This is a genomic window from Kitasatospora sp. NPDC088351 (genome assembly GCF_040685575.1).
Lineage (GTDB): Bacteria > Actinomycetota > Actinomycetes > Streptomycetales > Streptomycetaceae > Kitasatospora.
In genome coordinates this window covers 297,296-320,841 of record NZ_JBFBIL010000002.1, presented here as the reverse complement: position 1 = coordinate 320,841, position 23,546 = coordinate 297,296, and the positions used below count along the sequence as shown (strand labels likewise).

At 73.4% G+C, this 23,546-nt stretch carries 20 protein-coding genes; 14 read left to right on the top strand and 6 right to left on the bottom strand.

All coding sequences use genetic code 11. The features are described 5' to 3' along the window. The first annotated feature begins 204 nt into the window (after nt 1–204). The 8 genes from hppD (at nt 205) to AB0P06_RS02820 (ending at nt 10,603) form a co-directional block, all read left to right on the top strand. Nucleotides 205–1,419: a 4-hydroxyphenylpyruvate dioxygenase gene (gene hppD, locus AB0P06_RS02855; RefSeq protein ID WP_363604572.1), complete on the top strand. Its 1,215-nt coding sequence runs from the start codon at nt 205–207 to the stop codon at nt 1,417–1,419. 53 nt (nt 1,420–1,472) lie between these two features. After that, nucleotides 1,473–2,675 (top strand): cupin domain-containing protein, encoded by a 1,203-nt coding sequence (locus AB0P06_RS02850; RefSeq protein ID WP_363604571.1) that lies wholly within the window; start codon nt 1,473–1,475, stop codon nt 2,673–2,675. Further along, a complete protein-coding gene (locus AB0P06_RS02845) occupies nt 2,672–3,517 on the top strand; it encodes a hypothetical protein (RefSeq protein WP_363604570.1) in 846 nt (281 codons plus the stop codon). Before AB0P06_RS02850 ends, AB0P06_RS02845 begins: the two co-directional genes overlap by 4 nt. Further along, a complete protein-coding gene (gene fahA, locus AB0P06_RS02840; protein WP_363604568.1) occupies nt 3,514–4,734 on the top strand; it encodes a fumarylacetoacetase in 1,221 nt (406 codons plus the stop codon). The genes AB0P06_RS02845 and fahA overlap by 4 nt, the downstream gene beginning before the upstream one ends. 181 nt (nt 4,735–4,915) lie before the next feature. Further along, nucleotides 4,916–5,998 carry an enoyl-CoA hydratase/isomerase family protein gene (locus AB0P06_RS02835; protein WP_363604566.1) on the top strand — a complete coding sequence of 361 codons (1,083 nt, stop codon included), beginning with the start codon at nt 4,916–4,918 and terminating at the stop codon, nt 5,996–5,998. 87 nt (nt 5,999–6,085) lie between these two features. Continuing rightward, the gene (locus AB0P06_RS02830; RefSeq protein ID WP_363604564.1) at nt 6,086–6,751 is read left to right on the top strand and encodes a GntR family transcriptional regulator; all 666 of its coding nucleotides are present in this window, start codon (nt 6,086–6,088) and stop codon (nt 6,749–6,751) included. 237 nt (nt 6,752–6,988) lie between these two features. After that, nucleotides 6,989–9,676: a pyruvate dehydrogenase (acetyl-transferring), homodimeric type gene (gene aceE, locus AB0P06_RS02825; protein ID WP_363604562.1), complete on the top strand. Its 2,688-nt coding sequence runs from the start codon at nt 6,989–6,991 to the stop codon at nt 9,674–9,676. Between the two features lie 147 nt (nt 9,677–9,823). Further along, nucleotides 9,824–10,603, top strand: a complete 780-nt coding sequence (locus AB0P06_RS02820) for an enoyl-CoA hydratase (protein WP_363604561.1) — start codon at nt 9,824–9,826, stop codon at nt 10,601–10,603. A 129-nt stretch (nt 10,604–10,732) separates the two neighbouring features. On the opposite strand, the gene AB0P06_RS02815 is transcribed toward AB0P06_RS02820, so the two are convergent. Continuing rightward, on the bottom strand, nt 10,733–12,592 hold the full coding sequence (locus tag AB0P06_RS02815) for an NAD-binding protein (protein WP_363604559.1): 1,860 nt from the start codon (nt 12,590–12,592) through the stop codon (nt 10,733–10,735). Nucleotides 12,593–12,852: 260 nt separating this feature from the next. Between AB0P06_RS02815 and AB0P06_RS02810 the strand changes: the two genes are divergently transcribed. Continuing rightward, nucleotides 12,853–13,452, top strand: a complete 600-nt coding sequence (locus AB0P06_RS02810; RefSeq protein ID WP_363604557.1) for a DUF308 domain-containing protein — start codon at nt 12,853–12,855, stop codon at nt 13,450–13,452. 214 nt (nt 13,453–13,666) lie between these two features. On the opposite strand, the gene AB0P06_RS02805 is transcribed toward AB0P06_RS02810, so the two are convergent. Both AB0P06_RS02805 and AB0P06_RS02800 read right to left on the bottom strand, forming a co-directional pair. Beyond that, the gene (locus tag AB0P06_RS02805) at nt 13,667–15,103 is read right to left on the bottom strand and encodes a CoA transferase (protein WP_363604555.1); all 1,437 of its coding nucleotides are present in this window, start codon (nt 15,101–15,103) and stop codon (nt 13,667–13,669) included. Nucleotides 15,104–15,124: 21 nt separating this feature from the next. Further along, nucleotides 15,125–15,754: a LysE family translocator gene (locus AB0P06_RS02800; RefSeq protein ID WP_363604554.1), complete on the bottom strand. Its 630-nt coding sequence runs from the start codon at nt 15,752–15,754 to the stop codon at nt 15,125–15,127. A gap of 120 nt (nt 15,755–15,874) precedes the next feature. On the opposite strand from AB0P06_RS02800, the gene AB0P06_RS02795 reads away from it, so the two are divergent. Further along, the gene (locus tag AB0P06_RS02795) at nt 15,875–16,333 is read left to right on the top strand and encodes an Lrp/AsnC family transcriptional regulator (RefSeq protein ID WP_363604553.1); all 459 of its coding nucleotides are present in this window, start codon (nt 15,875–15,877) and stop codon (nt 16,331–16,333) included. A gap of 33 nt (nt 16,334–16,366) precedes the next feature. Here AB0P06_RS02795 and AB0P06_RS02790 read toward each other — a convergent pair whose 3' ends face one another. Together AB0P06_RS02790 and AB0P06_RS02785 are read right to left on the bottom strand one after the other, a co-directional pair. After that, nucleotides 16,367–17,635, bottom strand: a complete 1,269-nt coding sequence (locus AB0P06_RS02790) for a cytochrome P450 (RefSeq protein WP_363604552.1) — start codon at nt 17,633–17,635, stop codon at nt 16,367–16,369. Nucleotides 17,636–17,744: 109 nt separating this feature from the next. Then, nucleotides 17,745–17,903, bottom strand: coding sequence for a hypothetical protein (locus tag AB0P06_RS02785; RefSeq protein WP_363604551.1), 159 nt, complete (start codon nt 17,901–17,903; stop codon nt 17,745–17,747). A gap of 275 nt (nt 17,904–18,178) precedes the next feature. On the opposite strand from AB0P06_RS02785, the gene AB0P06_RS02780 reads away from it, so the two are divergent. Beyond that, nucleotides 18,179–19,087 (top strand): hypothetical protein, encoded by a 909-nt coding sequence (locus AB0P06_RS02780; RefSeq protein ID WP_363604550.1) that lies wholly within the window; start codon nt 18,179–18,181, stop codon nt 19,085–19,087. Between the two features lie 250 nt (nt 19,088–19,337). Here the strand turns inward: AB0P06_RS02780 and AB0P06_RS02775 are convergent, their stop codons facing one another. After that, nucleotides 19,338–19,676 carry a zf-HC2 domain-containing protein gene (locus AB0P06_RS02775; protein ID WP_363604549.1) on the bottom strand — a complete coding sequence of 113 codons (339 nt, stop codon included), beginning with the start codon at nt 19,674–19,676 and terminating at the stop codon, nt 19,338–19,340. 55 nt (nt 19,677–19,731) lie between these two features. Between AB0P06_RS02775 and AB0P06_RS02770 the strand changes: the two genes are divergently transcribed. The 3 genes from AB0P06_RS02770 (at nt 19,732) to AB0P06_RS02760 (ending at nt 23,501) form a co-directional block, all read left to right on the top strand. Further along, nucleotides 19,732–20,322, top strand: coding sequence for a sigma-70 family RNA polymerase sigma factor (locus AB0P06_RS02770; protein ID WP_363604547.1), 591 nt, complete (start codon nt 19,732–19,734; stop codon nt 20,320–20,322). Between the two features lie 311 nt (nt 20,323–20,633). Then, nucleotides 20,634–22,025: an MFS transporter gene (locus tag AB0P06_RS02765; protein ID WP_363604546.1), complete on the top strand. Its 1,392-nt coding sequence runs from the start codon at nt 20,634–20,636 to the stop codon at nt 22,023–22,025. Between the two features lie 129 nt (nt 22,026–22,154). Further along, nucleotides 22,155–23,501 (top strand): cytochrome P450, encoded by a 1,347-nt coding sequence (locus AB0P06_RS02760; RefSeq protein ID WP_363604544.1) that lies wholly within the window; start codon nt 22,155–22,157, stop codon nt 23,499–23,501. Nucleotides 23,502–23,546 lie beyond the last annotated feature (45 nt).

Genomic DNA, 23,546 nt, shown 5'->3' with positions numbered 1-23,546 from the left:
ACCACCCCGAACGGCAGTGCACTTTGTGCAGCCGGACCCTGGATTCTCTGATCACGTTGTACACATTGAACAGTGAAATCCCGACCTGTTGCCCAACGCCCCAGACAGGAGCAAGCTCTCCGCTCAGCCGCACCGCCACCCCTGCGGCGCGGCCGCCTCAAGCGGATGCCTCAGAGCCGAGGCCTCGATGTGGAGGAACGACCGATGACCCCGCAGTCCCACACCCTTGAGCTGACCCCTGAGGAACGCGAGGCCGGTCTCGACGCCGAGCAGCTGCGCCGCCTCGTCGGCCTCGTCGAGCACGACCCCGCCACGGACCCGTTCCCGGTCATCGCCCAGGACGCCGTCGTCTTCGTGGTGGGCAACGCGACCCAGACGGCCCACTTCTACCAGGCCGTGTTCGGCATGGAGCTGGTGGCCTACTCCGGCCCCGAGAACGGCCGCCGCGACCGCAAGTCCTTCGTGCTGCGCTCCGGCTCCTGCCGGTTCGTGATCAAGGGCGGTGTCGCCCCGGACAGCCCACTGCTGGACCACCACCGCCGGCACGGCGACGGCATCGTCGACCTGGCGCTGGAGGTGCCGGACGTCGACAAGTGCATCGCGCACGCCCGCGCCCAGGGCGCCACCGTGCTGGAGGAGCCGAACGACGTCTCCGACGAGCACGGCACCGTGCGCCGCGCCGCGATCGCCACCTACGGCGAGACCCGGCACTCCCTGATCGACCGCTCCCGCTACCACGGCCCGTACCTGCCGGGCTACGTGGCCGCCGAGACCCGGGTGACCCGCCCCGCCGGGCAGCCGAAGCGGTTCTTCCAGGCGCTGGACCACGCCGTCGGCAACGTCGAACTCGGCAAGATGGACGAGTGGGTGGCGTTCTACAACCGGGTCATGGGCTTCGTGAACATGGCCGAGTTCGTCGGCGACGACATCGCCACCGACTACTCGGCGCTGATGTCCAAGGTCGTGGCGAGCGGCAACCACCGGGTGAAGTTCCCGCTCAACGAGCCGGCCATCGCCAAGAAGAAGTCGCAGATCGACGAGTACCTGGAGTTCTACGGCGGCCCGGGCTGCCAGCACCTGGCGCTCGCCACCAACGACATCCTCAGCACCGTCGACATCCTGCGGGCCAACGGCGTGGAGTTCCTCTCCACCCCCGACTCGTACTACGACGACCCGGAGCTCCGTGCCCGGATCGGCAAGGTCCGGGTCGAGGTCGAGGAGCTGAAGAAGCGCGGCATCCTGGTCGACCGGGACGAGGACGGCTACCTGCTGCAGATCTTCACCAAGCCCCAGGGCGACCGGCCGACCGTGTTCTTCGAGTTCATCGAGCGGCATGGCTCGCTCGGCTTCGGGAAGGGCAACTTCAAGGCGCTCTTCGAATCCCTGGAGCGCGAGCAGGACCGCCGCGGCAACCTCTGATCGACACCCCTGATCGGAGCGGAACCGACGAACGGCCCAGGAGGAGCAGGACGATGGCGTACTACCGGCAGCTGGGCAGCATCCCGCCCAAGCGTCACACCCAGCACCGCACACCCGAAGGCGGGCTGTACTACGAGGAGTTGATGGGCGAGGAGGGGTTCTCCTCGGACTCCTCGCTGCTCTACCACCGGGGCATCCCCTCAGCCGTCGTGAACGCCGTGCCGTGGGAGCTGCCGGACCAGTCCACGGTGCCCAACCACCCCCTGCTCCCCCGCCACCTCAGGCTGCACGAGCTGTTCGCGGACCAGGAGTGGAAGTCCGCGGACGTGGTCGGCAGCCGTCGGCTGGTCCTCGGCAACGGCGACGTGCGGATCTCGTACGTCGCCGCCGGGGCCCCCAGCGAGCTGTACCGCAACGGTCTCGGCGACGAGTGCGTGTACGTGGAGTCCGGCTCGGGCACGGTCGAGACGGTCTTCGGCGCGCTGGAGGTGGGCCAGGGCGACTACGTGGTCATCCCCCGCGCCACCACGCACCGCTGGGTGCCGGCCGGCGACGAGCCGTTGCGCGCGTACTGCATCGAGGCGAACAGCCACATCACCCCGGTGAAGCGGTACCTCTCCAAGTACGGGCAGCTGCTGGAGCACGCGCCGTACTGCGAGCGGGATCTGCGCGGCCCGGCCGGCCCGCTGCTGGCGGACACCGCCGGCGACGTCGACGTGCTGGTCAAGCACCGCGGCCCGAACGGCGTCGCGGGCACCCGGTACACCGTCCCGCACCACCCGTTCGACGTGGTCGGCTGGGACGGCTGCCTCTATCCCTACGCCTTCAACATCCGCGACTACGAGCCGATCACCGGACGGATCCACCAGCCGCCGCCGGCCCATCAGGTGTTCGAGGGCAACGGGTTCGTGATCTGCAACTTCGTTCCCCGCAAGGTGGACTACCACCCGCTCTCCATCCCCGTCCCGTACTACCACTCCAATGTGGACAGCGACGAGGTCATGTTCTACTGCGGCGGCGACTACGCGGCCCGCAAGGGCTCGGGCATCGGCCAGGGCTCGATCTCGCTGCACCCCGGCGGCCACACCCACGGCCCACAGCCGGGCGCCTACGAGCGCAGCATCGGTGTGGAGTTCTTCGACGAACTCGCCGTCATGGTGGACACGTTCCGGCCACTGGAGCTGGGCGAGGGCGGCCGGGCGAGCGAGGACGGCAACTACGCCTGGACCTGGTCGGGCCGGGGGCCCGGGCGATGAGCGCGGTCCCCGAGCTGTTCCGCGGCCTCTTCGACGACGCGGCGGTGTTCCCGCCGGGGAACCTGCCGGTCGCCGAGGCGGTGCCCGCCCATCGTGCGTACCGTGCCGCCTGGTACGCCGACGCGGTCGGCCCGCTCCTCTGCGGAGCGGGCCGGCTGGGCGAGTTGGCCGGGGCGGCCGCCGGATCCGGCGGCGCCCTGCGGGTCGGGCTCGTACTGCCGGGGGGCAGTGCCGAGCTCGGCCCGGCCCTCGCGGCCGCCGCGCCCTTCGAGGTCGCGGGCGTCGAACTGGCCACCCGCGACGCCCGCGAGGCCGTCGCCGCGCTCGACCTGCTGCTGCCCCCGGACGTCCCGGCCGCCGTCGAGCTGCCGCGCGAACTCCTGCGCGGCGACGGCCTGGACGAGACCCTGGACATCCTCGTGGACAGCCCGTACCGGGCGAAGTTCCGCACCGGCGGGCTGGTGGCCGGCGCCTTCCCGGACGAGGACGAGCTGGCCGGCTTCCTGACCGGCTGCGCCCGGCGCGGGCTGCCGTACAAGTGCACCGCCGGGCTGCACCACGCCGTGCGGCACACCGACCCGGTCACCGGCTTCGAGCACCACGGCTTCCTGAACGTCCTGCTGGCCGCGCGGGAGACCGACCGGGCGGCCGCCGCCGAGGTGCTGGCGGAGCGCTCCGGCGCGACCCTGGCCAAGGCCGTCGGCGAGTTGACCGGACATCAGGTTACGGTGATCAGGAACTCGTTCACCGCGTTCGGCACCTGCAGCATCGCCGAACCCCTGGACGACCTGGCCGGGCTCGGCCTGCTGTCGCCCAGTCCACTGCCCCAGGAGGAGCGTTGACCACCCCCCGCAGCTGGCTCGCCGGCGCACAGGACTCGCCGTTCGGCGTGCACAACCTGCCGTACGGCGTCTTCACCGCAGCCGACCAGCCGGACCGGCGACGGATCGGTGTCCGCGTCGGGGAGTTCGTCCTCGACGCCGGGGCCGCCGCCCGCGCGGCCGGGGCGCCGTCCGTCCTGCTGGACGCCGACTCGCTCAACCCGCTGCTGGGCGCCGGGCGCCCGGTCTGGACGCGGGTGCGCGCCGAGCTGACCGAATGGCTCACCGACGAGTCGTACCGGGACGCGCTCTCGCCGCTGCTGCTGCCGCTGGCCGAGGTGGAGCTGCACCTGCCGTTCGAGGTCGCCGACTACGTCGACTTCTACGCCTCCGAGCACCACGCCACCAACCTGGGCCGGATCTTCCGCCCCGGCTCGGACCCGCTCACCCCCAACTGGAAGCACCTGCCGATCGGTTACCACGGCCGGGCCGGCACGGTGGTCGTCTCCGGCACTCCGGTGGTCCGTCCGCACGGGCAGCGCAAGGCGCCCGCCGACGCGGCGCCCTCGTTCGGCCCGACCCGCCGGCTGGACATCGAGGCCGAGGTCGGCTTCGTCGTCGGCACCCCGTCCGCCCTCGGTACACCCGTCACCCTGGACGGCTTCCGCGAGCACGTGTTCGGCGTCTGCCTGGTCAACGACTGGTCCGCGCGGGACATCCAGGGCTGGGAGTACGTGCCGCTCGGCCCGTTCCTCGGCAAGTCCTTCGCGACCTCGGTCTCGCCGTGGATCGTCCCGCTGGAGGCCCTGGAGCACGCCCGGGTCACCCCGCCCACCCGGGACGTCGACCCGCTCCCCTACCTGGACGACCGGGACGGCGAACCCTGGGGCCTGGACCTCGCGATGGAGATCCGGCTGAACGGGCACCCGGTCTCCCGCCCGCCGTTCGCCTCGATGTACTGGACGGCCGCCCAGCAGCTCGCCCATATGACGGCCAACGGCGCCTCGCTGCGCACCGGGGACCTCTTCGCCTCCGGCACCGTCAGCGGCCCCGAGGTGGACACCCGCGGCGCGCTGATCGAGCTGACCTGGAACGGCGAGGAGCCGCTCAAGCTCCCCGACGGCACCACCCGCACGTTCCTGGAGAACGGCGACGAGGTCGCCATCACCGCCACCGCCCCGGGCCCCGACGGCAGCGTCGTCGGCTTCGGCGAGGTGACGGGCCGGGTCATGCCGTAGGGCCTGGTCCGACACCGCACGCGCAACCACTGTGCGAGCGGGGGGAGCGAAAGGGCGGTACCGGAACCCGGTACCGCCCTTTCGCTCCCCCCCGCTCGCCTCGCCCAGTACGGTGGCGGCAGGATCTTCGGACGAACGACGGCCGACCACGAACGACCAACGACGAACGGGAGCAGGCCCGATGAGCGCAGAGGTGCAGGTCTACCGGGACGGCGGGACCGGGCGGATCGTGCTCGACCGGCCGAGGGCGCTCAACTCGCTCACCCACGGCATGGTCACCGCCGTCCGGGAGGCGCTGGACGGCTGGGCGGCGGACGACACCGTACGCGCCGTGGTGCTGACCGGCGCGGGCGAGCGCGGGCTCTGCGCGGGGGCGGACATCCGCGCGATCCACGACGACGCCAAGGCGGGCGGGGCCGGTTCGCGGGCGTTCTTCCGGGACGAGTACCGGCTCAACGCGCTGATCGCCCGCTACCCGAAGCCGTACGTCGCGGTGATGGACGGCATCACCATGGGCGGCGGCGTCGGCCTCTCCGCGCACGGCGCGGTGCGGATCGTCACCGAGCGCTCCACCGTGGCGATGCCCGAGACCCGGATCGGCCTGGTGCCGGACGTCGGCGGCAGCCGCCTGCTGGCGAGCGCCCCGGGCGAGTTGGGCACCCACCTCGGACTCACCTCGGCCTCGATGGGCCCCGGCGACGCACTGCTCTGCGGCTTCGCGGACCACTTCGTCCCCTCGGAGCACGTCCCGGCCCTGCTCGCCGAGCTCGCCGGCCTCACCGAGCGTTCCGGGCTCACCGAGCGTGCCGGGCTCACCGACCCCCGCGACCTCACCGGCGCGGTCGCCGCGCACGCCGAACCCGCGCCGCCGGCCGCGCTGGCGGCGCAGCGGGAGTGGATCGACGCCTGCTACGCCGCCGACACCGTCGAGGAGATCGTCGAGCGGCTGTTCGGCACCGGCGTCCCGGAGGCCAAGGAGGCCGCCGAGCAGCTGCTCGCCAACTCGCCGACGGCCGTCAAGGTCACCCTCGCCGCCCTGCGCCGGGCCCGTACGCTGCCGTCCCTGGAGGCGGTGCTGGACCAGGAGTACCGGATCTCCTGCGCGGCCCTGGCCGGCCACGACCTGGTCGAGGGCATCCGCGCCCAGGTCGTCGACAAGGACCGCGACCCGCACTGGTCCCCGGCGGACCTGTCCGCCGTCACGGACGCGGAGGTCGCCCGCCACTTCGCCCCGCGCGAGGACGACGAGCTGGGCCTGGCCTGAGCCGGTCGCCCCGGCGCCCCGACCGCCCCGGTACGCCGGCCCGCCCCGGTACGCTGGCCGCCCGCACCCCTCCCCGCAGGAGCCCGTATGACGCCCGGCCACCCGGTCCACCAGCAGCTGCCGGACGACGGCGATCCGCTGTCGCGGGTGCCGCTCGGCGAGCAGGTGCGCGGGCTGCTGCTGGACGGGCTGATGAGCGGGCGGTGGCAGCCGGGCGACCGGATCGTGGAGCGGCGGCTGGCGGCCGAGCTGAACGTCAGCCAGGCCCCGGTGCGGGAGGCGCTGCGGGCGCTCCAGGCGCTGGGCCTGCTGGACTCGGAGCCCAACCGGGGCGTGCGGGTCCGCGAGATCAGCCCGGCCGAGCTGCGCGAGGTGTACGAGGTACGGGCGGTGCTGGAGCGGCTGGCGGCGGAGCTGGCCGTGGAGCGGCTGGGCGGGGACACCGCCGCACTGGAGCGGCACGCGGAGCTGATGGAGCGGGCGGCCTCGGCGGGCGACCCCCTCGGGCAGGCCCGGCACGGGGTGGCGTTCCACCGGGAGATCGTGGCGGCCGCCGGGAACGAGGTGCTGCTGCGCACCTGGGAGGGGCTGGGCGTGGAGGTGTGGACGGTCCTGTCACTGCACCGCGTCCGGCCGGAACTGCACGAGAACGCGGCGGACCACCGGCCGCTGATCGAGGCCTTCCGCCGGCAGGACCGGGAGGTCGGCCGGCTGCTGGCCGAGCACGTGCTGGAGTACGCCGGGGCGCTGTAGGCCGCGTCTCGGGCGGCTCCGTCCCGGACGCGTCCCGGCTCCGCCTCGTCGCGGTCCCTCCCGACATAATAGTTCGTATAGAAATGATCGATCATCGCTCACATTACCGCCCAGTAACGGTTGACTCACCCATCCACACTCCCTACCTTCCGTAGAGAGGAATGCCGTTCCACATCATGGAATCGGCGCCAGACGCATACCCGGCAACGACGCACACCCGGCGAAGGGGAACCACCCGTGTCCCAGCTCGACCAGCTTCCCGACCACGACCCGGAGGAGGTCGCGGAGTGGCGCGCCTCGCTGGACGCCGCCAGCGACTTCGGCGGACCGCATCGCGCCGCCCACCTGCTGCGCCGCCTCGTCGAGCACGCCGAACTACGGCGCCTCGACGTGCCGCCGCTGCTGGAGACCCCGTACGTCAACACCATCCCGACCGCCGCCGAACCGGCCTTCCCCGGCGACGAGGCGATGGAGCGGCGGATCACCGCCTGGAACCGCTGGAACGCCGCCGCCATGGTGACCAGGGGCAACCAGCGCGGCGGCCTGGGTGGACACATGGCCACCTACGCCTCCGCCGCCTGGCTCTACGAGGTCGGCTTCCAGCACTTCTTCCGCGGCAAGGAGACCGACGGCTCCGGCGACCAGCTCTACCTCCAGGGCCACGCCTCGCCGGGGATCTACGCCCGGGCGTTTCTCGAAGGACGCATCGGCGAGGCCCAGTTGGACCGCTTCCGGCAGGAGGCCGGCGGAGGCGGCCTGCCGTCGTATCCGCACCCGCGCCGGCTGCCGTGGTTCTGGGAGTTCCCGACCGTCTCGATGGGCCTCGGCCCGCTGTCCGCGATCCACCAGGCCCGGTTCAACCGGTACCTGACCGCGCGCGGCATCAAGGACACCTCCCGATCGCACGTCTGGGCGTTCCTCGGGGACGGCGAGATGGACGAGCCCGAGGCCACCGCCGCCCTGGCGCTGGCCTCCCGCGAGGGGCTGGACAACCTCACCTTCGTGATCAACTGCAACCTCCAGCGGCTGGACGGCCCGGTACGCGGCAACGGCAAGATCGTGCAGGAGCTGGAGCGGCAGTTCCGGGCCGCCGGCTGGCACGTCGTCAAATCGCTCTGGGGCGAGGCCTGGGACGATCTGCTGGCACGAGACACCACCGGCGCGCTCGTCCGCCGGCTGCGCGAGGTGCCGGACGGACAGTTCCAGACCTACGCCGCCTCGGACGCCGGCTATCTGCGCGACCACCTCTTCACCGGGCCGGGCGACCCCGCGCTGCGCGCTCTCGCCGACACCCTGGACGACGCGCGCCTGCTGGAGACCGTCGCCACCTCCCGGGCCGGCCACGAGCCGCGCAAGGTGTACGCGGCGTACCGGGCCGCGCTGGAACACCGGGGCGCACCGACCGTCGTGCTGGTCCAGACCGTCAAGGGCTGGACGCTCGGCCCGGGATTCGAGGCCCGCAACGCCAACCACCAGATGAAGAAGCTCTCCGGCAGCGAGTTCCGCGCCATGCGCGATCTGCTCGAACTCCCCATCCCCGACAGCGTGCTGGGCGAGGGTCTGGTCCCGTACGCACACCCGGGACCGGACTCCCCCGAGGCCCGTTACCTCCGCGAGCGCCGTGCCGCGCTCGGCGGGCCGGCGCCCGCCCGCCGGGTGCGCTTCACCCCGCTGCCCGAGCTGCCCGACCGGCCGTTCGAGGCGCTGCGCAAGGGCTCGGGCAGCCAGGAGATCGCCACCACCATGGCCTTCGTCCGCCTGGTCAAGGAGCTGATGCGGGACGGTGCGACCGGCCACCGCTGGGTGCCGATCGTCCCCGACGAGGCCCGGACCTTCGGCATGGAGTCGCTCTTCCCCACCGCCGGCATCTACTCGCCACTGGGCCAGACGTACGACCCGGTGGACCGCGACCAACTGCTGCACTACAAGGAGTCGGCGACCGGCCAGATCCTCAACGAGGGCATCACCGAGGCCGGTTCGATGGCCTCGCTGACGGCCGCCGCCACCGCGTACGCCACCCACGGCGAGGCGGTGATCCCGTTCTACATCTTCTACTCGATGTTCGGCTGGCAGCGCACCGCCGACCAGATGTGGGCGCTGGCCGACCAGTTGGGCCGGGGCTTCCTGGTCGGCGCCACCGCCGGGCGCACCACCATGACCGGCGAAGGGCTGCAACACGCCGACGGGCACTCGCAGTTGATCGCCTCCACCAACCCGGCCGCGCTCTCCTACGACCCTGCGTTCGCCTACGAGATCGCGGTGATCGTGCGCGAGGGCCTGCGCCGGATGTACGGGCCGGACGGCGAGGACGTCTTCTACTACGTCACCGTCTACAACGAGACCCGGCCGCAGCCGCCGATACCCACGGGCGAGGGCGTCACCGAGGGCATCCTGCGTGGCCTCTACCGCTTCCGCGAGGCCGACCGCCCGGGGCCGGACGCGCCCCGGATCCAGCTGCTCGCCTCCGGCACCGCCGTGCACTGGGCGCTCGCCGCGCAGCGCCTGCTCGGCGAGGAGTGGGGGGTGGCGGCGGACGTCTGGTCGGCGCCGTCCTGGACGGAGCTGCGCCGCGAGGCGCTCGCCTGCGACGCCGCCAACCTGGCCGGGGCCGCCGCCGGGACGGGCGGCACCGCCCGCGTCCCGTACCTGACCCGGGTCCTGGCGGGCGCGCCCGGACCGGTGCTGGCCGTCAGCGACTGGATGCGTGCGGTGCCGGACCAGATCCGCCCCTGGGTGGAGCAGGACTGGACCTCGCTCGGCACCGACGGCTTCGGCCTCTCCGACAGCCGCGCCGCCGCCCGCCGCCACTTCGGCGTGGACGCCGAGTCGGTCACCGTGGCCGCGCTCGCCGCGCTGGCCCGCCGGGGCGAGGTCAAACCGGAGGCCGTCCAGCAGGCCGCCGGGCGGTACGACGTCCGGTTCTGACCGGCCGCGCGGGCTGCGGCCGGATCCCGGCACCCGTGACGACCGTCTCGCATGGCAAGACTGGCGCGAGGCGACCCGTGTCGTAGATCGTTGGGTGGTCAGGGCGCACCCGCGTGGTGCCGAGCAGCGACATGGGAGTCAATGGCGATGACCGAGACCTACGAGACGATCCTCGTCGAGCGCAAGGGACGGGTCGGGCTGATCACGCTCAACCGGCCGAAGGCGCTCAACGCGCTGAACACCCAGCTGATGAACGAGGTCGTCACGGCCGCCACCGCCTTCGACCGGGACCCGGAGATCGGCTGTCTGGTGATCACCGGCTCGGAGAAGGCCTTCGCGGCCGGCGCCGACATCAAGGAGATGCAGGGGAACACCTTCCCCGGCGTCTACCTGGACGACTGGCTGGGTCCGTGGGACCGCCTCGGCGAGCTGCGCAAGCCGGTGGTCGCCGCGGTGGCCGGGTTCGCGCTGGGCGGCGGCTGCGAGCTGGCGATGCTCTGCGACATCCTGCTGGCGGCGGACACCGCGAAGTTCGGGCAGCCGGAGATCAAGCTCGGCGTCATCCCGGGCATCGGCGGTTCGCAGCGGCTGACCCGGGCGATCGGCAAGGCCAAGGCGATGGAACTCTGCCTGACCGGCCGGATGATGGGCGCCGAGGAGGCCGAGCGGGCCGGTCTGGTCTCCCGGATCGTCCCGGCCGACCAGCTGCTGGCCGAGGCGCTGGCCACCGCCGAGACCGTGGCGGCGATGTCCACCCCCGCCAGCATCATGATGAAGGAGAGCGTCAACCGCGCCTTCGAGACCACCCTCGCCGAGGGCGTCCGGTTCGAACGGCGGCTGTTCCACGCCACGTTCGCCACCGCCGACCAGAAGGAGGGCATGGCCGCCTTCGCCGAGAAGCGGCCGCCGTCCTTCACCCACCGCTGACGGGTTTCAGGTGACGGCCGACGAATGACGGATAACAGATAACAGATTTCAACATCTGTTATCTGTTATCCGAAACCTGTCACCCGTCAGCTGGCCGCCGGACCGGCTACCGCCGGACCCGCCCACCCGTCAGCCCTCCCCCACCAGCGCCGTGTTGATTCGGGCGAGCCCGCTCCGGGTGGCGGCGACCACGATCCGGTCGCCGGGCACCAGCCCCCGGGTGCGGTCGGCGTAGTTCCACCGGCAGGCCCCGGGGCTGTCGGCCGGGCGGACGGCGATCACCCGGACACCGCCCGGGTCCTCCAGGTCGTGCCGGTTCATCCCGACCAGGCCGCCGCCCTCCTCCGCCCGCAGTTCGGCGATCAGCAGCACATGCCGGAACACCGAGAGCGTGCCGAGCACTTCGCGCCCCATCAGGGCGGCGGCGAAGGCGGGTGCGGCGAGGTAGGAGACCGACCGGGACGCCGCGTTGTCCAGCGTGGCGTACACGTGCCGGGCGAAGTCGTCATTGAACAGCCGTACCACCACCCGGATTCCGGGCTTGCCGTGACGCGCCTCCAGAGCCGCCTCCAGGTTGGTGGCGTCGTCGCCGCTGACCGCGACCAGGGCCCGGCTGTGCTTCAGCCGGGCCCGGCGCAGCTGCTCCTCCAGTGGGCCGTCGCCGACCACCACCGGGATGCCGAGCGCCCGGACGGCGGCGATGCCGCGCGCCTGCGGGTCGCGTTCGACGCAGACCACCGGCACGCCCAGCCCGTGCAGTTGGGCGGCGACCCGGGTGCCGACATTGCCCAGGCCGAACACGATGACGTGGTCCCGGGTACCGGCGCCGGGGTTGCGGGGCTGGCCGCGCCGGCCGGAGCCGAGCACCTCGACCATGATGGCGGTGGCGACCGGGGCGAAGGTGATGCCGCAGAAGGTGATCACCACTTGGGCGACCCGCTGCCAGGCGCCGCCCGTGCCGGTCCCGGCGGTCGCTTCGGCGGGCTGGTCGGGCTGGGCGGCACCGGCCAGGTCGAGCAGCGAGACGTAGAGCGACCAGCCGAAGTCCCGGTTGAGGTACCAGAGCAGGCCGAAGGCGAGCAGCACGGCGGCCAGTGCCGTGATCAGGACCAGCCGCAGCCGGGCACTGGTGAAGAAGCGCAGCGTGTCGAGCAGCCGCCAGCGCAGCCGGCGCCACCAGCCGATCAGGACCGGCGGCTCGCTGGGCAGCGCCTGCAGAGCCGCCACCCCGCCGGCCGCCACCCCACCGACCGCCGCCTCCGGCTCCCCGGGCCCGCCCTCCTCCACCCCGGTCTCCGCAGCCGGTGGCGGTCTCCGGACACCACTGGGACGGATCGGCCCGTCGTCGCCGAACTCCCTGGCCAGCCGGACGAACGCGGCCGAGTCCCCGTCCTGGTCGGGCAGCAGGCGGATCCGACTGAGGTCCTGTCGGTCGATCTGGTCGGCGACCACGCAGATCCGGCCGGAGTCGATGTCGCCGTCGTAGGCGATGTGCAGGAAGCGGTCGCCGACCTGGACGGAGTTGGGGCGTGAGAGCGCGGCGGCGGCGAAGGCGGGCGCGGCGGTGGCGGAGCCGGAGAGCGCGGCGCCGTTCTTCAGCAGGTGCTGGATGTTCTCGCCGAGGCGCTGGTTGAACATCCGGAGCACGATGCGGATGTCCGGGTTGCAGCCCTGGGCGCCGAGCGCGGCATGGATGTTCTCCTCGTCGTGGCCGTCGACCAGCGCGAGGCCGCGCGCGGTCTCGACCCGGACGGCCCGCAGCGCCTCCTCGGTGATGCCCGCGCACTCGACCACGGCGGCCACTCCGGGCAGTTGCTCGATCCACGGCGCATGGTCGCGGGTGCGGTCCGGGAGCAGCACCACCACCGGAACCTCGTAGTGCTCGACGAGTTCCAGGACCAGCCGGTGGGCCAGCGCGTTGCCCCCGCAGACGATGTAGTGCTGGCTGATCGGCTCGACCGGAGGGGTCCCCCACCCTTCAGAAGTCATACCGCAGGACGGTATCGACGCCGGGTGAGCGGCAGATGTCATTCGGGTGACTGAGGAGCAATCAGTTCCGCTGCCGTTCGACAGACCCCGCCGTCCCCCGAACGGGCGTATCCGACGGGCGGAACCCCGCACCCGTGGCGATCATGAAAGACGTCCCCTGCCCCGTCGCTTCCCCCCGCAACCGCTCACCCCGCTCCCCCGATCCCCCGCCATCCAGCCATCCAGCCATCCAGCCATCCAGCCATCAGGAGTACGCCACCGTGGTCTCCCCACTCATCACCCCCGACGGTTCCCCGGTCGCCGGACCGCTCGGAACGCTCGCCAAGGCCGCCTGGCAGGTCCTGCTGCTCGCCGGACTCGCCTCCCTCGCCCTCGGGATCATCGTCTTCGTCTGGCCGAAGCAGACCCTGCTGGTGGTGGGCGTGCTGTTCGGCCTCTACCTGCTGATCATCGGCATCGTGCAGCTGGTCGCCGCCTTCGGCACGCACGCCACCACCGCGATGCGCGTCCTGGCCTTCATCAGCGGCGCGATCTGCGTGCTGCTGGGGCTGCTCTGCTTCCGCAGCGCCGTGCAGTCGCTGCTGCTGCTGGCGATCTGGATCGGCATCGGCTGGCTGTTCCGCGGTATCACCCAGCTCGCCGCCGCGGCCTCCGACCCGGACATGCCCGCGCGCGGCTGGCAGGCCTTCGCGGGCGTCGCCAACACGCTGGCCGGCGTGCTGCTGATGATCTGGCCGGTCGGTTCGATCGCCGCCCTGACCGTCCTCGCCGGGTGCTGGCTGGTGATCCTCGGTCTGATCGAGATCGTGACGGCCTTCCAGGTCCGCAGCCGGGCGAAGCAGATCCCGGCCGGCGTCTGAGCCCGCCACCGAACCGGAGCCGGTGAGCCGGACCCGGCGAGCCCGGCTCACCGGGAGCGCCCTGGAGCGGCGGAGGAGTTCCGCCGCGGCGAGCCCCTCGGCCACGGTCAGGCAGTACATCTCGGTCAGGACCGGGCACCGCTCGCCGGGCCAGGTGCAGTCGGTCGCGTGAGCGGTCATGGCCCCGATGCCGGCACCGGGATCCGGCGGCCCGTCAGCGCCAGACAGCCGCGTCCGTCCCCCAGCGCCCCGGCGGCCGGGCCCAGTCGGTGGGGCCGCCCTCGTAGGCGATCGGCGGGAGGGCGTGGCGCAGCCGCCCGTACGGGGAGCCGGTCTCGGCGAGCCAGGGGGCGGGACCGTACGGGCCCCCGGCCGTCCCCTCCTCGGGCCGGATGCCGCGGACCAGCCAGGACGCGGTGCCGGCCAGCGAGAACCGCAGGTGACGGCCGCCGGGCCGGCCGGTGCGCTGGTCGGTGAGGGCGCGCAGGACGGCGGCGGCGATCAGGTAGCCGGTGCCGTGGTCGAGGGCCTGGGCGGGGAGGACGCCAGGGCGGCCGTCGGCGGCGGCCGTCAGGGCGGCGATGCCGGTCCCGGCCTGGACCAGGCTGTCGAAGCCGCGGCGGTCGGCCCACGGGCCGGTCCAGCCCCAGGCGCAGAGCTGGGCGACGATCAGCCCTGGTCGGCGTTCGAGCAGGGCGTCGGGGGCCAGACCGTGGCGGTCGAGGGCCCCGGGGCGGTAGCCGCTGACCACGACGTCGGCCGTGGCCAGCAGGTCCTCGAAGGCGGCGCGGTCGGCGGGGTCGGTGAGGTCGAGGCGGGTGGAGCGCTTGCCGAAGCCGGTGTCGGCGTGGGCGTCCTCGTCCTCGGGCAGGTGCGGGGAGTCGATCCGCAGCACGTCCGCGCCGAGCAGGGCGAGGGTGCGGGTGGCGACGGGGCCGGCGGTCACCCGGGTGAGGTCGAGGACTTGGAGGCCGGCGGCGGGCAGCGGGGCGGCGGGCAGCGGGCGGGCGGGGGCGGCGTCGACGGTCCGGGACTCGATCAGGGGGTGGGTGGACTCGCCCGGGGGTGCGACGGCGACGGCGAGCGCCCCCGCCTCGTACGCGCGCTCCTGGATCCGGACGGCGGACTGCGCGCGCAGCGTCTCGGCGAACTGTTCGGGCGCGGTGTCCGGGGGCAGGCCGAGGGCGGCGAGCAGCCGGACCCTGTGGTGGGGGTAGTTGGCGTGGGTGCGGACCCAGCCGTCGGCGGCCTGCCAGAACCCGGAGAACGGGGCGAAGCCGACCGGGGCGCGGCCGTCGATCCGGAGGTGACGCTCGCTGACGAAGGCGGTGGCGACGGCGCCCTGGTCCACCCGGACGGCGGGAACGGGGCCGCCGTCGCGGTGGGCGGCGAGTTCGGCGGCGGCGAGCGAGCAGGCGGCGACGGTCGCCCGGGCGAGCTGCCGGACGGGCAGTCCGGAGGCCAGGACGGCATCGGGGCCGCGGAACGAGACCCGGTCCAGCAGCCCGGCGGGCCCGCCGACGGCGGCCCAGGCGTCCGCGGTGGGCCGGTCGCCGCCGGACCCACCGGCCCCACCGGACCCACCGGGCTCAGCAGGTTCGGCGGGCTCAGCGGGCTCAGCGGGCAGCGGGCGGAACGAACGCTCGGTCATGCCCGCATTCTGCTCCGGATCTCAGGCGCTCGCCGTGACGCCCGCCACCAGCATCAGCAGCACCGCCGAGACGGCGGTCAGCCGACGGGCCGCCCGCGGAGTGCCGCCGAACCTGCCGCCCAGCCGCCCGCTGGCATGCGCCACCAGGCCGTAGACCAGGGCGCAGGCCAGCACGTTGAGCGAGCCGAGGACGAGGACCTGCCCGCCGAGCGGCAGGGCGGCGGCCGGGTCGACGAACTGCGGCACCAGGGAGAGGTAGAGCAGCAGGCCCTTGGGATTGAGCAGGGCGGTGAGCATGCTCTGGCGCAGCACGGTGGCGGTGGGCTGCGGCCGGGGCGCGGCGAGGGCGGTCGCGGCACCGCCCCGGCGGAGGGCGAGCAGCATGGTGACGGCCAGCACCAGCAGGTAGGCGGCGCCGGTGAGGCGCAGCACGGGCAGGGCGGCGGGGACGGCGCGCAGGGCGGCGGCGAGTCCGGCGCTGGAGAGCAGGGTGTGGACGGCGTAGCCGGCGCAGACGCCGCCGACGGCGGTGAGGGCGGCGCGGCGGCCCTGGCCGAGACCGCGGGCGGCTATGTAGAGCCAGTCCGGGCCGGGGGTGCAGACCAGCAGCAGGTCGACCCCCAGGAAGAGGAGGAGGGCGTGGGTGTCCATGGGCGGTGACCTGTCGTGCTCGTTCGGGCGGTTTCCGGTCACTGACAGTAGCCGGATGAGGCTGGCATCCGATGGCCACTTCATGCCCTTCCGGGCCCGGTTTTGGCAGAATGTTGCGCCATGGACCGAATCGACCGCAGAATCCTCCACGAGCTCCAGCAGGAGGGTCGGCTGACCAACGCGGAGCTGGCCGCCCGGGTGGACCTCACCCCCTCGCCGTGCCTGCGCCGGGTACGGCAGTTGGAGCAGGACGGCGCGATCCTCGGCTACCGGGCGCTGCTGGACGGGGCGGCGGTGGGGCGGGGCTTCCAGCCGTTCGTGACGATCACGATGCGGCACGAGGACCGGGAGACGGTGGCGGAGTTCGAGCGCCGGGTCGCGGAGCTGCCGGAGGTGGTGGAGGCACACCGGCTGTTCGGCGAGCCGGACTATCTGCTGCGGATCGCGGTGGCGGACATCGCCGCGTACGAGCGGTTCATCACCGATGTGCTCTCCGGGCTGCCGGGGATCGCGCAGGTCAACTCGCATCTGACGATGAAGCGGGTGAAGGCCGACCGGGGCATCCCGACCGGCGGGTAGGACGCCCCGGCCCCCCTGGAAGCCCCGGCCCCCCTAGAAGGTGAACCCCAGTGACCGGACCCGGTGGTCGAAGCTGGACGGGACCAGCTCCGGCTCACCGACCGAGCGCACCTCGGGGAGCCGGGTGAACAGTTCACGGAAGAGCACCTTCATCTCCTGCCGCGCGAGGTGCGCGCCCAGGCAGTAGTGCGGGCCGCCGCCGCCGAAGCCGAGGTGGGGGTTGGGGGTGCGGGTGAGGTCGAAGGCGTCCGGGTCGGGGAAGACGGCCTCGTCGCGGTTGGCGGAACCGAAGAAGAGCACCACCTTCTCGCCCTCGCGCAGCAGGGTGCCGCCGGGGCCGCCGAGTTCGTGGTCGGCGGCCAGGGTCCGGCGGAACTGGATGATCGGGGTGGAGTGGCGGACGATCTCGTCCACCGCGCCGCCGAGGTGGCGGTCGAGGTCGCCGAGCAGCAGGGCGCGCTGCCCGGGGTGGACGGTCAGCAGGTGCAGGCCGTGGGCGAGCGCGTTGCGGGTGGTCTCGACGCCGGCGACCAGCAGCAGGGAGAAGAAGGCGCCGAGTTCCCGCCCGCTCAGCCGGCGGCCGTCCACGTCGGCGGTGACGAGGGCGGAGATCAGGTCGTCGGTGGGCCGGCGGCGGCGCTCGCGGCCGAGCTCGGCGACCATGCCCTGCATCCTGGCGAGGGCCCGCAGCCCGCGCCCGGGGACGCGGATGCGGCTGCGCAGCGGACGGGCCACGCCGGTGTGTTCGGAGGCGTGGTTGACCTGGTCGAGGATGGCGCGGCGGGGCTCCTCGGGGATGCCCATCATGTTGCAGATCACCTGGAAGGGGAGTTCGGCGGCGACCGAGGTGACGAAGTCCTCGGGCCGCCGCCGCACCACCCCGTCGACCAGTTGGGCGGCCACCCGGCGGATGTCGTCCTCGACCCGGGCGATCAGGCGCGGGGTGAACGCCCGGGAGACGATCCGGCGCAGCTGGGCGTGCCGGGGGTCGTCCAGGTTGACCATGGAGTCGCCGAACAGCAGCCGGACCCAGCGGGCGGGTTCGGGGGTGGTGACGCCCGGTCCGCTGAGGAAGACGGCGGGGGTGCGGCTGGCCTCGACCACGTCGGCGTGCCGGACCAGGGCGTGGAAGCCCCTGGCGCTGCCCGGGCGGCCGGCGGCGGGGCGCTCGCCGAAGTACACCGGGGCGGGCAGGGCACGCAGTTCGGCGAAGACCGCGGCACGGTCGGCGGCGGGCAGCCGCCAGAAGCGGGGGTCGGCGAGGTCGACGGCCGGGGCCGCGGGTTCGGTGACTGTGCCCATGCCGGGCCTCCTGTCCGGTCGGTGCCCACCTGACGTGCTGTGACGAGCACATTTAGGGAGCACCGACCGAATGGTGTCAAACCGCAACGACCGTACGATTGAAGGATATTCAGACGGTCGCATGCAGGGTTCGACCGCGGGCGCGCGAGGTGATGTCCGTGCCGATGCACTCCACGAGGGAGAACACCGACAGCTCGGCCGTGGTGTCGATCGGACGGACCACCGCCGCGAGATCGTCCTCGCGATAGTCGTGAATCAGCCAGTACACCGTTCCGCCCGCCTCTCCGTGCCCACCGGCCCGTGCCGCCGCCGACCCGACGGCGCTCCGCCGCGGGGTGCCCGAGCGCTACGGGCGGGCACGGGCGGCGGTCCCGCGCCAGAACGGACAATCGAGTACTCGTCAACCGTACGAACCGTCTCTACCGCGCGACCTCCGGGGGTCCGTCGACCCGGCCCGGCCGGGCGGGCCGGGCATACTCCCACCGGCATGGAACCGGCCAATACCGGAGGGGGCAGTACGGGGCGGTGGGGGCGGGTGCGACGATGAGTGTCATCGTGATGACCGACCGGATCCGCTCGCTGCGCGCCGTGGTCTTCGCCGCGCTGTGCGTGGCGCTGGCCGCCACGGCGCACGTCGCCATGGCCGGCGCGGGGGTCTCCCCGCCGGTGCTGGTGGGCGCGTTCGGCCTCACCCTCGGATTCACCTGGCTGCTCGCCGGGCGGCGACGCGGGCTCGGCCTGATCAGCGTCTGGATGGTCGCCGCGCAGAGCGCGCTGCACCTGGTGTTCGAACAGGCCGGGGCACTCACCGCCGGCGGCACCGGTCTGGGCCGGCTCACCACGACGGACTGGACGGCGCTGCTGCTCTGCAATCCGGAGCGGGCGCCCGCCGGGCTCTCGCCCACCGATCTGGCCAGGATGGCCGGGATCGATCCCGACATCCCGCCGACCGAGGGGCTGCGCGCCGTGTCGGGCCTGCACCGACTGGGTTCGCACGGCGCGGCGGGTGTCGAGGCATCGAGGATGTCCGCGGGCATGCCGGAGATGTCCTCGTCGGGGATGTCCTCGTCGGGGGTCTCCTCGGAAATGGCCTCAGGGGTGTCCTCGTCCCATCTGCCGGGAATGGGCGGGATGCCTGGCCACGACATGTCGGCGCACGGCATGTCGGCCGGGATGATCGCCGCCCATGTGCTGGCCGCGTTCGCCTGCGCCCTGCTGCTCTGGCGCGGCGAGACGGCGCTGGCCAGAATGTTCGAACTGCTGGGCGCGCTCGGCGCCGTGGTGGCCGGTGTGCTGCTGGTCCCGCTGCTGGCGCTGTTCGCCCGCCCGCAGGGGTACGAGCCCCCGGCCTCGCCGAGACCGGCCGAGCAGCGGGCCCGGCTCCCCCGGCTGGTGCTGCTCTCCCATGCCCTCGTCCGGCGCGGCCCGCCGGCGTTCGCGTCCGCCCTCTGACGCGCCCGCCGCCCGGACTCCGCCGATGGTCTCCGCCGCCGCGGGCAGGTCGCCCTGCGCCGCGCCGTCCCCTGACGGCCGCGCGCCGGGGCCCGGGCCCGCGCCCGCCGTCTCCTCCGGGACGCGGCTCCCCGCGCCCGCCCACCGACGCCGCCGGTGCCGTCCGCAACGGCACCGCGCCCAGACCTTGACCTCAGGACCTTCCATGCCTGACTACGACGGCGCACCGGCCTCGCCCGACGCCACCGTCCTACCGCACCGGCCCGCCGTCCCCCTGCCCGGGACGACCGGCCGAGACGCCCACCGCACCCACGCAGACCGTCGCGCCGGGGCCGGCCTCCCTGCCGGAGCCGCCCGACGTACCGGAGCCGTCCTTCCCCAGACGGGCGAAGAGCTGCGCCGACCACTGGGCCGAGGGCCCGTCGGGCAGACCCGTCAGGGCCGGCGCCCGCAGGCGTTCGGCCTGTTCCAGCCACTCCCGGCAGGCCGCGCACCGCGCGACGTGCTTGTCCAGCCGCCGGTCCGGCACACCGGCCGGCTCACCGTCGAGACGGGTGGACAGAGCGGTACGGAAATGGGCGCATCTCATGCGACCATCGTCCCGCACCGCCCGGCGGCCCGATCCGGCCGGGTGGGAGGCCGCCGTGGATGACGACCAGCTGACCGCGCTGGCCCTGGCCGCCCGCGAGGGCCGGGCGGCCGACGTCGAGGCGTTCGTCCGGGCCACCCAGCGGGACGTGTGGCGGTTCGTCGCCCACCTCACCGATGTGCAGTCCGCCGACGACCTGGCCCAGGAAACGTTCCTGCGCGCCCTGCGCAGCCTGCCCGGCTTCGCCGGACGTTCCTCCGCCCGGACCTGGCTGCTGTCGATCGCCCGGCGGACGGTCATCGACCGCTACCGCACGGCCGCCGCCCGTCCGCGCTGCGCCGCCCTGCCCGACTGGCAGGAGGCCGCCGAGCGGCAGAGCATCCCGCCGACCGCCGGCTTCGAGGACGGGGTCGCCCTCGGGGACCTGCTCGACCGGGTGCCGGCGCAGCGCCGCGAGGCCTTCGTGCTCACCCAGGTGGTCGGCCTGAGCTACGCCGAGGCCGCCGAGGTGGCCGGCTGCCCCGTCGGCACCGTCCGCTCCCGGGTCGCCCGCGCCCGGGAGGAGCTGATAGCCCGTCTCCGGGCGGCCGAGGCCGCCGATGTCTCGGCTCCGGCGCCGTCCGCCGAACTGGCGGCCGTCTGCTGAACGCACAGATCTAGAGCCCACCCGGGCGGCGCGCCCCGTACGGTCACCCCGTCGGTGCGCGCCGCCCTTCGCATGCCCGGACGACGGCACAAGTGGTGGTCGGACGGGCCGCGACCGGCCGACGAGCGGGTGGCGGGCAGGCGACGAACCTGTCGGCGGACGGTCAAGATCGGCCACCGAAGCAAGAATCCGGCCAACCGCAAGAATTCCTTCAAGTGTTCGGAACTGAAGCCCGCACACCTCCGACTGCTCTACCGGAACCCGCCGCCGAGGTGGTGTCCGGAACAGTGCGGGGGAAAGGAAGGAAGACCATGGCAGCGCAGCAGCCGCTCGCCACAGGTGGACTGAGTGGCGGCCAGGCAGAGCCGAAGGACCGGTGGAGCCTGGTCGTCGCGGCCGGCCTGCTCTCGTTCGTGGCGATGCTCGACATGAACGTGGTCAACCTGGCGCTCACCGACATCGCGGACAGCCTGCATGTCTCCTCCACCACCGCGCAGTGGGCCGTGCTCGGCTACCAGCTTCCGCTGGTCGCCCTGCTGCTGCCCGCCGGGCGCTGGCTCGACCAGGTCGGCACCCGGTCCGCGCTGCTGCTGGCGGTCAGCTGCTTCGCGCTCTGCAGCGTGCTCGCCTCCGTCGCCCCGTGGGCGAGCTGGCTGATCGCGGCCCGGCTGGCCCAGGGTGCCTTCGGCGCGGTGCTGTTCGTGCTGATGCCGGTACTGGCCGCCACCGCGGTCCGGCCCGAACTGCGTGGCCGGGCCATGAGCGTGCCCGCCACCCTCGGCCCGCTCGGCGCCGTCACCGGCCCGGTGATCGGCGGGCTGCTGCTCGACCACGCCGGCTGGCGGGCCATCTTCCTGGTCAAACTACCGGTCTGCCTGGCCGCGTTGCTGATCGCCCGGCGGGACGCCCCGCGCGGCGGCAGGCTGCGGCTGCCCGACCGGGGCTCGCTGGGTGACGCCGCGCTGATCGGCTCGGCGGTGGCCGCCGTCCTGCTCGCGCTCACCCTCGCGCCCGACGCGCCGCTGTGGCTGCTGCTCGCGCTGCCCGCCGCCCCGCTCGCGGTCTTCTGGGCGCGCCGGCCCGGCGGTCGGCCGGTCATCGAGGTGCTGCGCGCCGCCGGCACCGCCGGGGTCAACGGCTCGGTGCTGGCGCTGGCCGCCGGCTTCGCCGCCAACCACTACCTGCTCGCCCAGCACCTCCGCCGGGACGACGGGATCAGCGCCACCGACACCGCTCTCACCATGCTCGCCTTCCCGCTGGGCATGGTGCTCGCCGGCCGCTTCGGCGGACGGCTGGCGGACCGCTGGGGCGCCCGGCCCACGGCGCTGACCGGCGCGGCCGTCACGGCGTTCGGCATGCTGCTGCTCGTCCCGCTGGACGCCGACTGGTCCTCGCTCGACATCGCCTGTCGGCTCGCGCTCGCCGGGGCCGGCATGGGCCTCAACGGCGGCCCGGTACAGGCGCTGGTGATGAGCTCCTCACCGCCGAAGCAGCTGGCCACCGCCGGCTCCGCCGTCCAGCTCGCCCGCAGCCTGGGCTTCGCCCTCGGCCCGGCCCTCGCCACCGCCGCCACGATGTTCGGCGGCACCGGCACCTCGGGCATCCGGGCGGGGCTCGTCCTGGCCACCCTGGTGGCCGCGCTCGCGGTGGCCCTTCTCGCCCTGCGCCACCGCACCAACGGCACCACCCGGAGCACCCCGTAACACCCGGCACCATCCCGTCACACCGGTACGAGCCGCACCACTCGGGGACCCACCGCACCACCCGGCACCACCGCGCAACACCCCAGCACCACAGGCACCACCGACAACCCGACCGGAGGAACACCGCACATGACCGACACCGTGCACGATCCGACGGCAGGCAGGCCAGCCGGCGATGCGGCCGACGCCCCGAGCTGCCCCTTCGGATACGACAGACTCCCCGACCCGGTACCGCTGTACGGGCCGGAGTACAAGAGCGACCCCTATCCGCTCTACCAGCGGATGAGAGAGGCGGGCCCGGTCCACCGGGTCGAGTTCCCGAGCGGGATCGCCGCCTGGCTGGTGACCGGCTACCGGGCCGCCCACGAGACCCTCAGCGACCCGCGGCTCGGCAAGAACCACTCCCTGGGCAACGACGCCTGGCGCAAGCTCGCCTCGATCATGCCCGAGCCGCAGCACTCCCAGCTCCAGGTGCACCTGCTCCACCAGGACCCGCCGAAGCACACCACGATGCGCAAGCTCGTCCTGGACGCCTTCGCCCCCCGCCGGGTGGAGGCCCTGCGCCCGCGCATCCAGGAGCTCGCCGACGCCCTGGTCGACGAGTTGCCCGAGACCGGCGACGCCGACCTGGTGGCCGGCTTCGCGGCGCACTACCCGTTCCGGGTACTGGCCGAGGTCATCGGCCTGCCGCAGGAGCTGGCCGTCCGGTTCGACCGTGACTGGGGCAAGGTCGTCCAGCCGGTCGGTCCGCAGGACCCGGGCCGCCCGGCGTACGAGGGCCGGCTACGCGGCCTGCAGACGTACATCGCCGACGTCGTCACCCACAAGCGCGCCCACTACGACCCCGCCGGGCCCGATGTCGATCTGCTCGGCAGGCTCGTCACCGCTTGCGACGAAGGCGAGTTGAGCCCCGAAGAGCTCGACTCGATGGTGTTCCAGCTGCTCGTGGCCGGCCAGGAGCCCGTCACCAACCAGATCACCACCATGCTGATCACGCTGCTGCGCCACCCGGAGCAACTCGCCCGGCTGCGCGACGGAATCGCCGGAAACCCGGGCCTGCTCCCCCGGGCGGTGGAGGAACTTCTGCGCTACGACTCCGCGTTCGAGCTCACCACCTGGCGCTTCTTCGCCGAGGACAGCGACCTGCACGGGACCACCATCCCGGCCGGGGACTCGGTGATCATCTCGCTCTGTGCCGCCAACCGCGACGGCGAGCAGTTCCCGGACGCCGACGTCCTGGACTTCGACCGCACCCCCAACGCCCATCTGGCCTTCGGCCACGGCATCCACTTCTGCCCCGGCGCCGCCCTGGCGCGGACCGAACTCCAGGTAGCCATCGGCACGTTGATCACCCGGCTGCCCGGGCTGCGCCCGTCCGCCGGGCCCGGCCAGGAGATCGACGCACTCACCTGGGTGCCCGCCGTCCTGGCGCGCGGGGTCAACCAGCTGCCGGTCGCCTACGACAAGCGGGTCTGACCGGCCCCACCAACTCCCCGGCACCCCCTCAGCGTCCCGGCAACC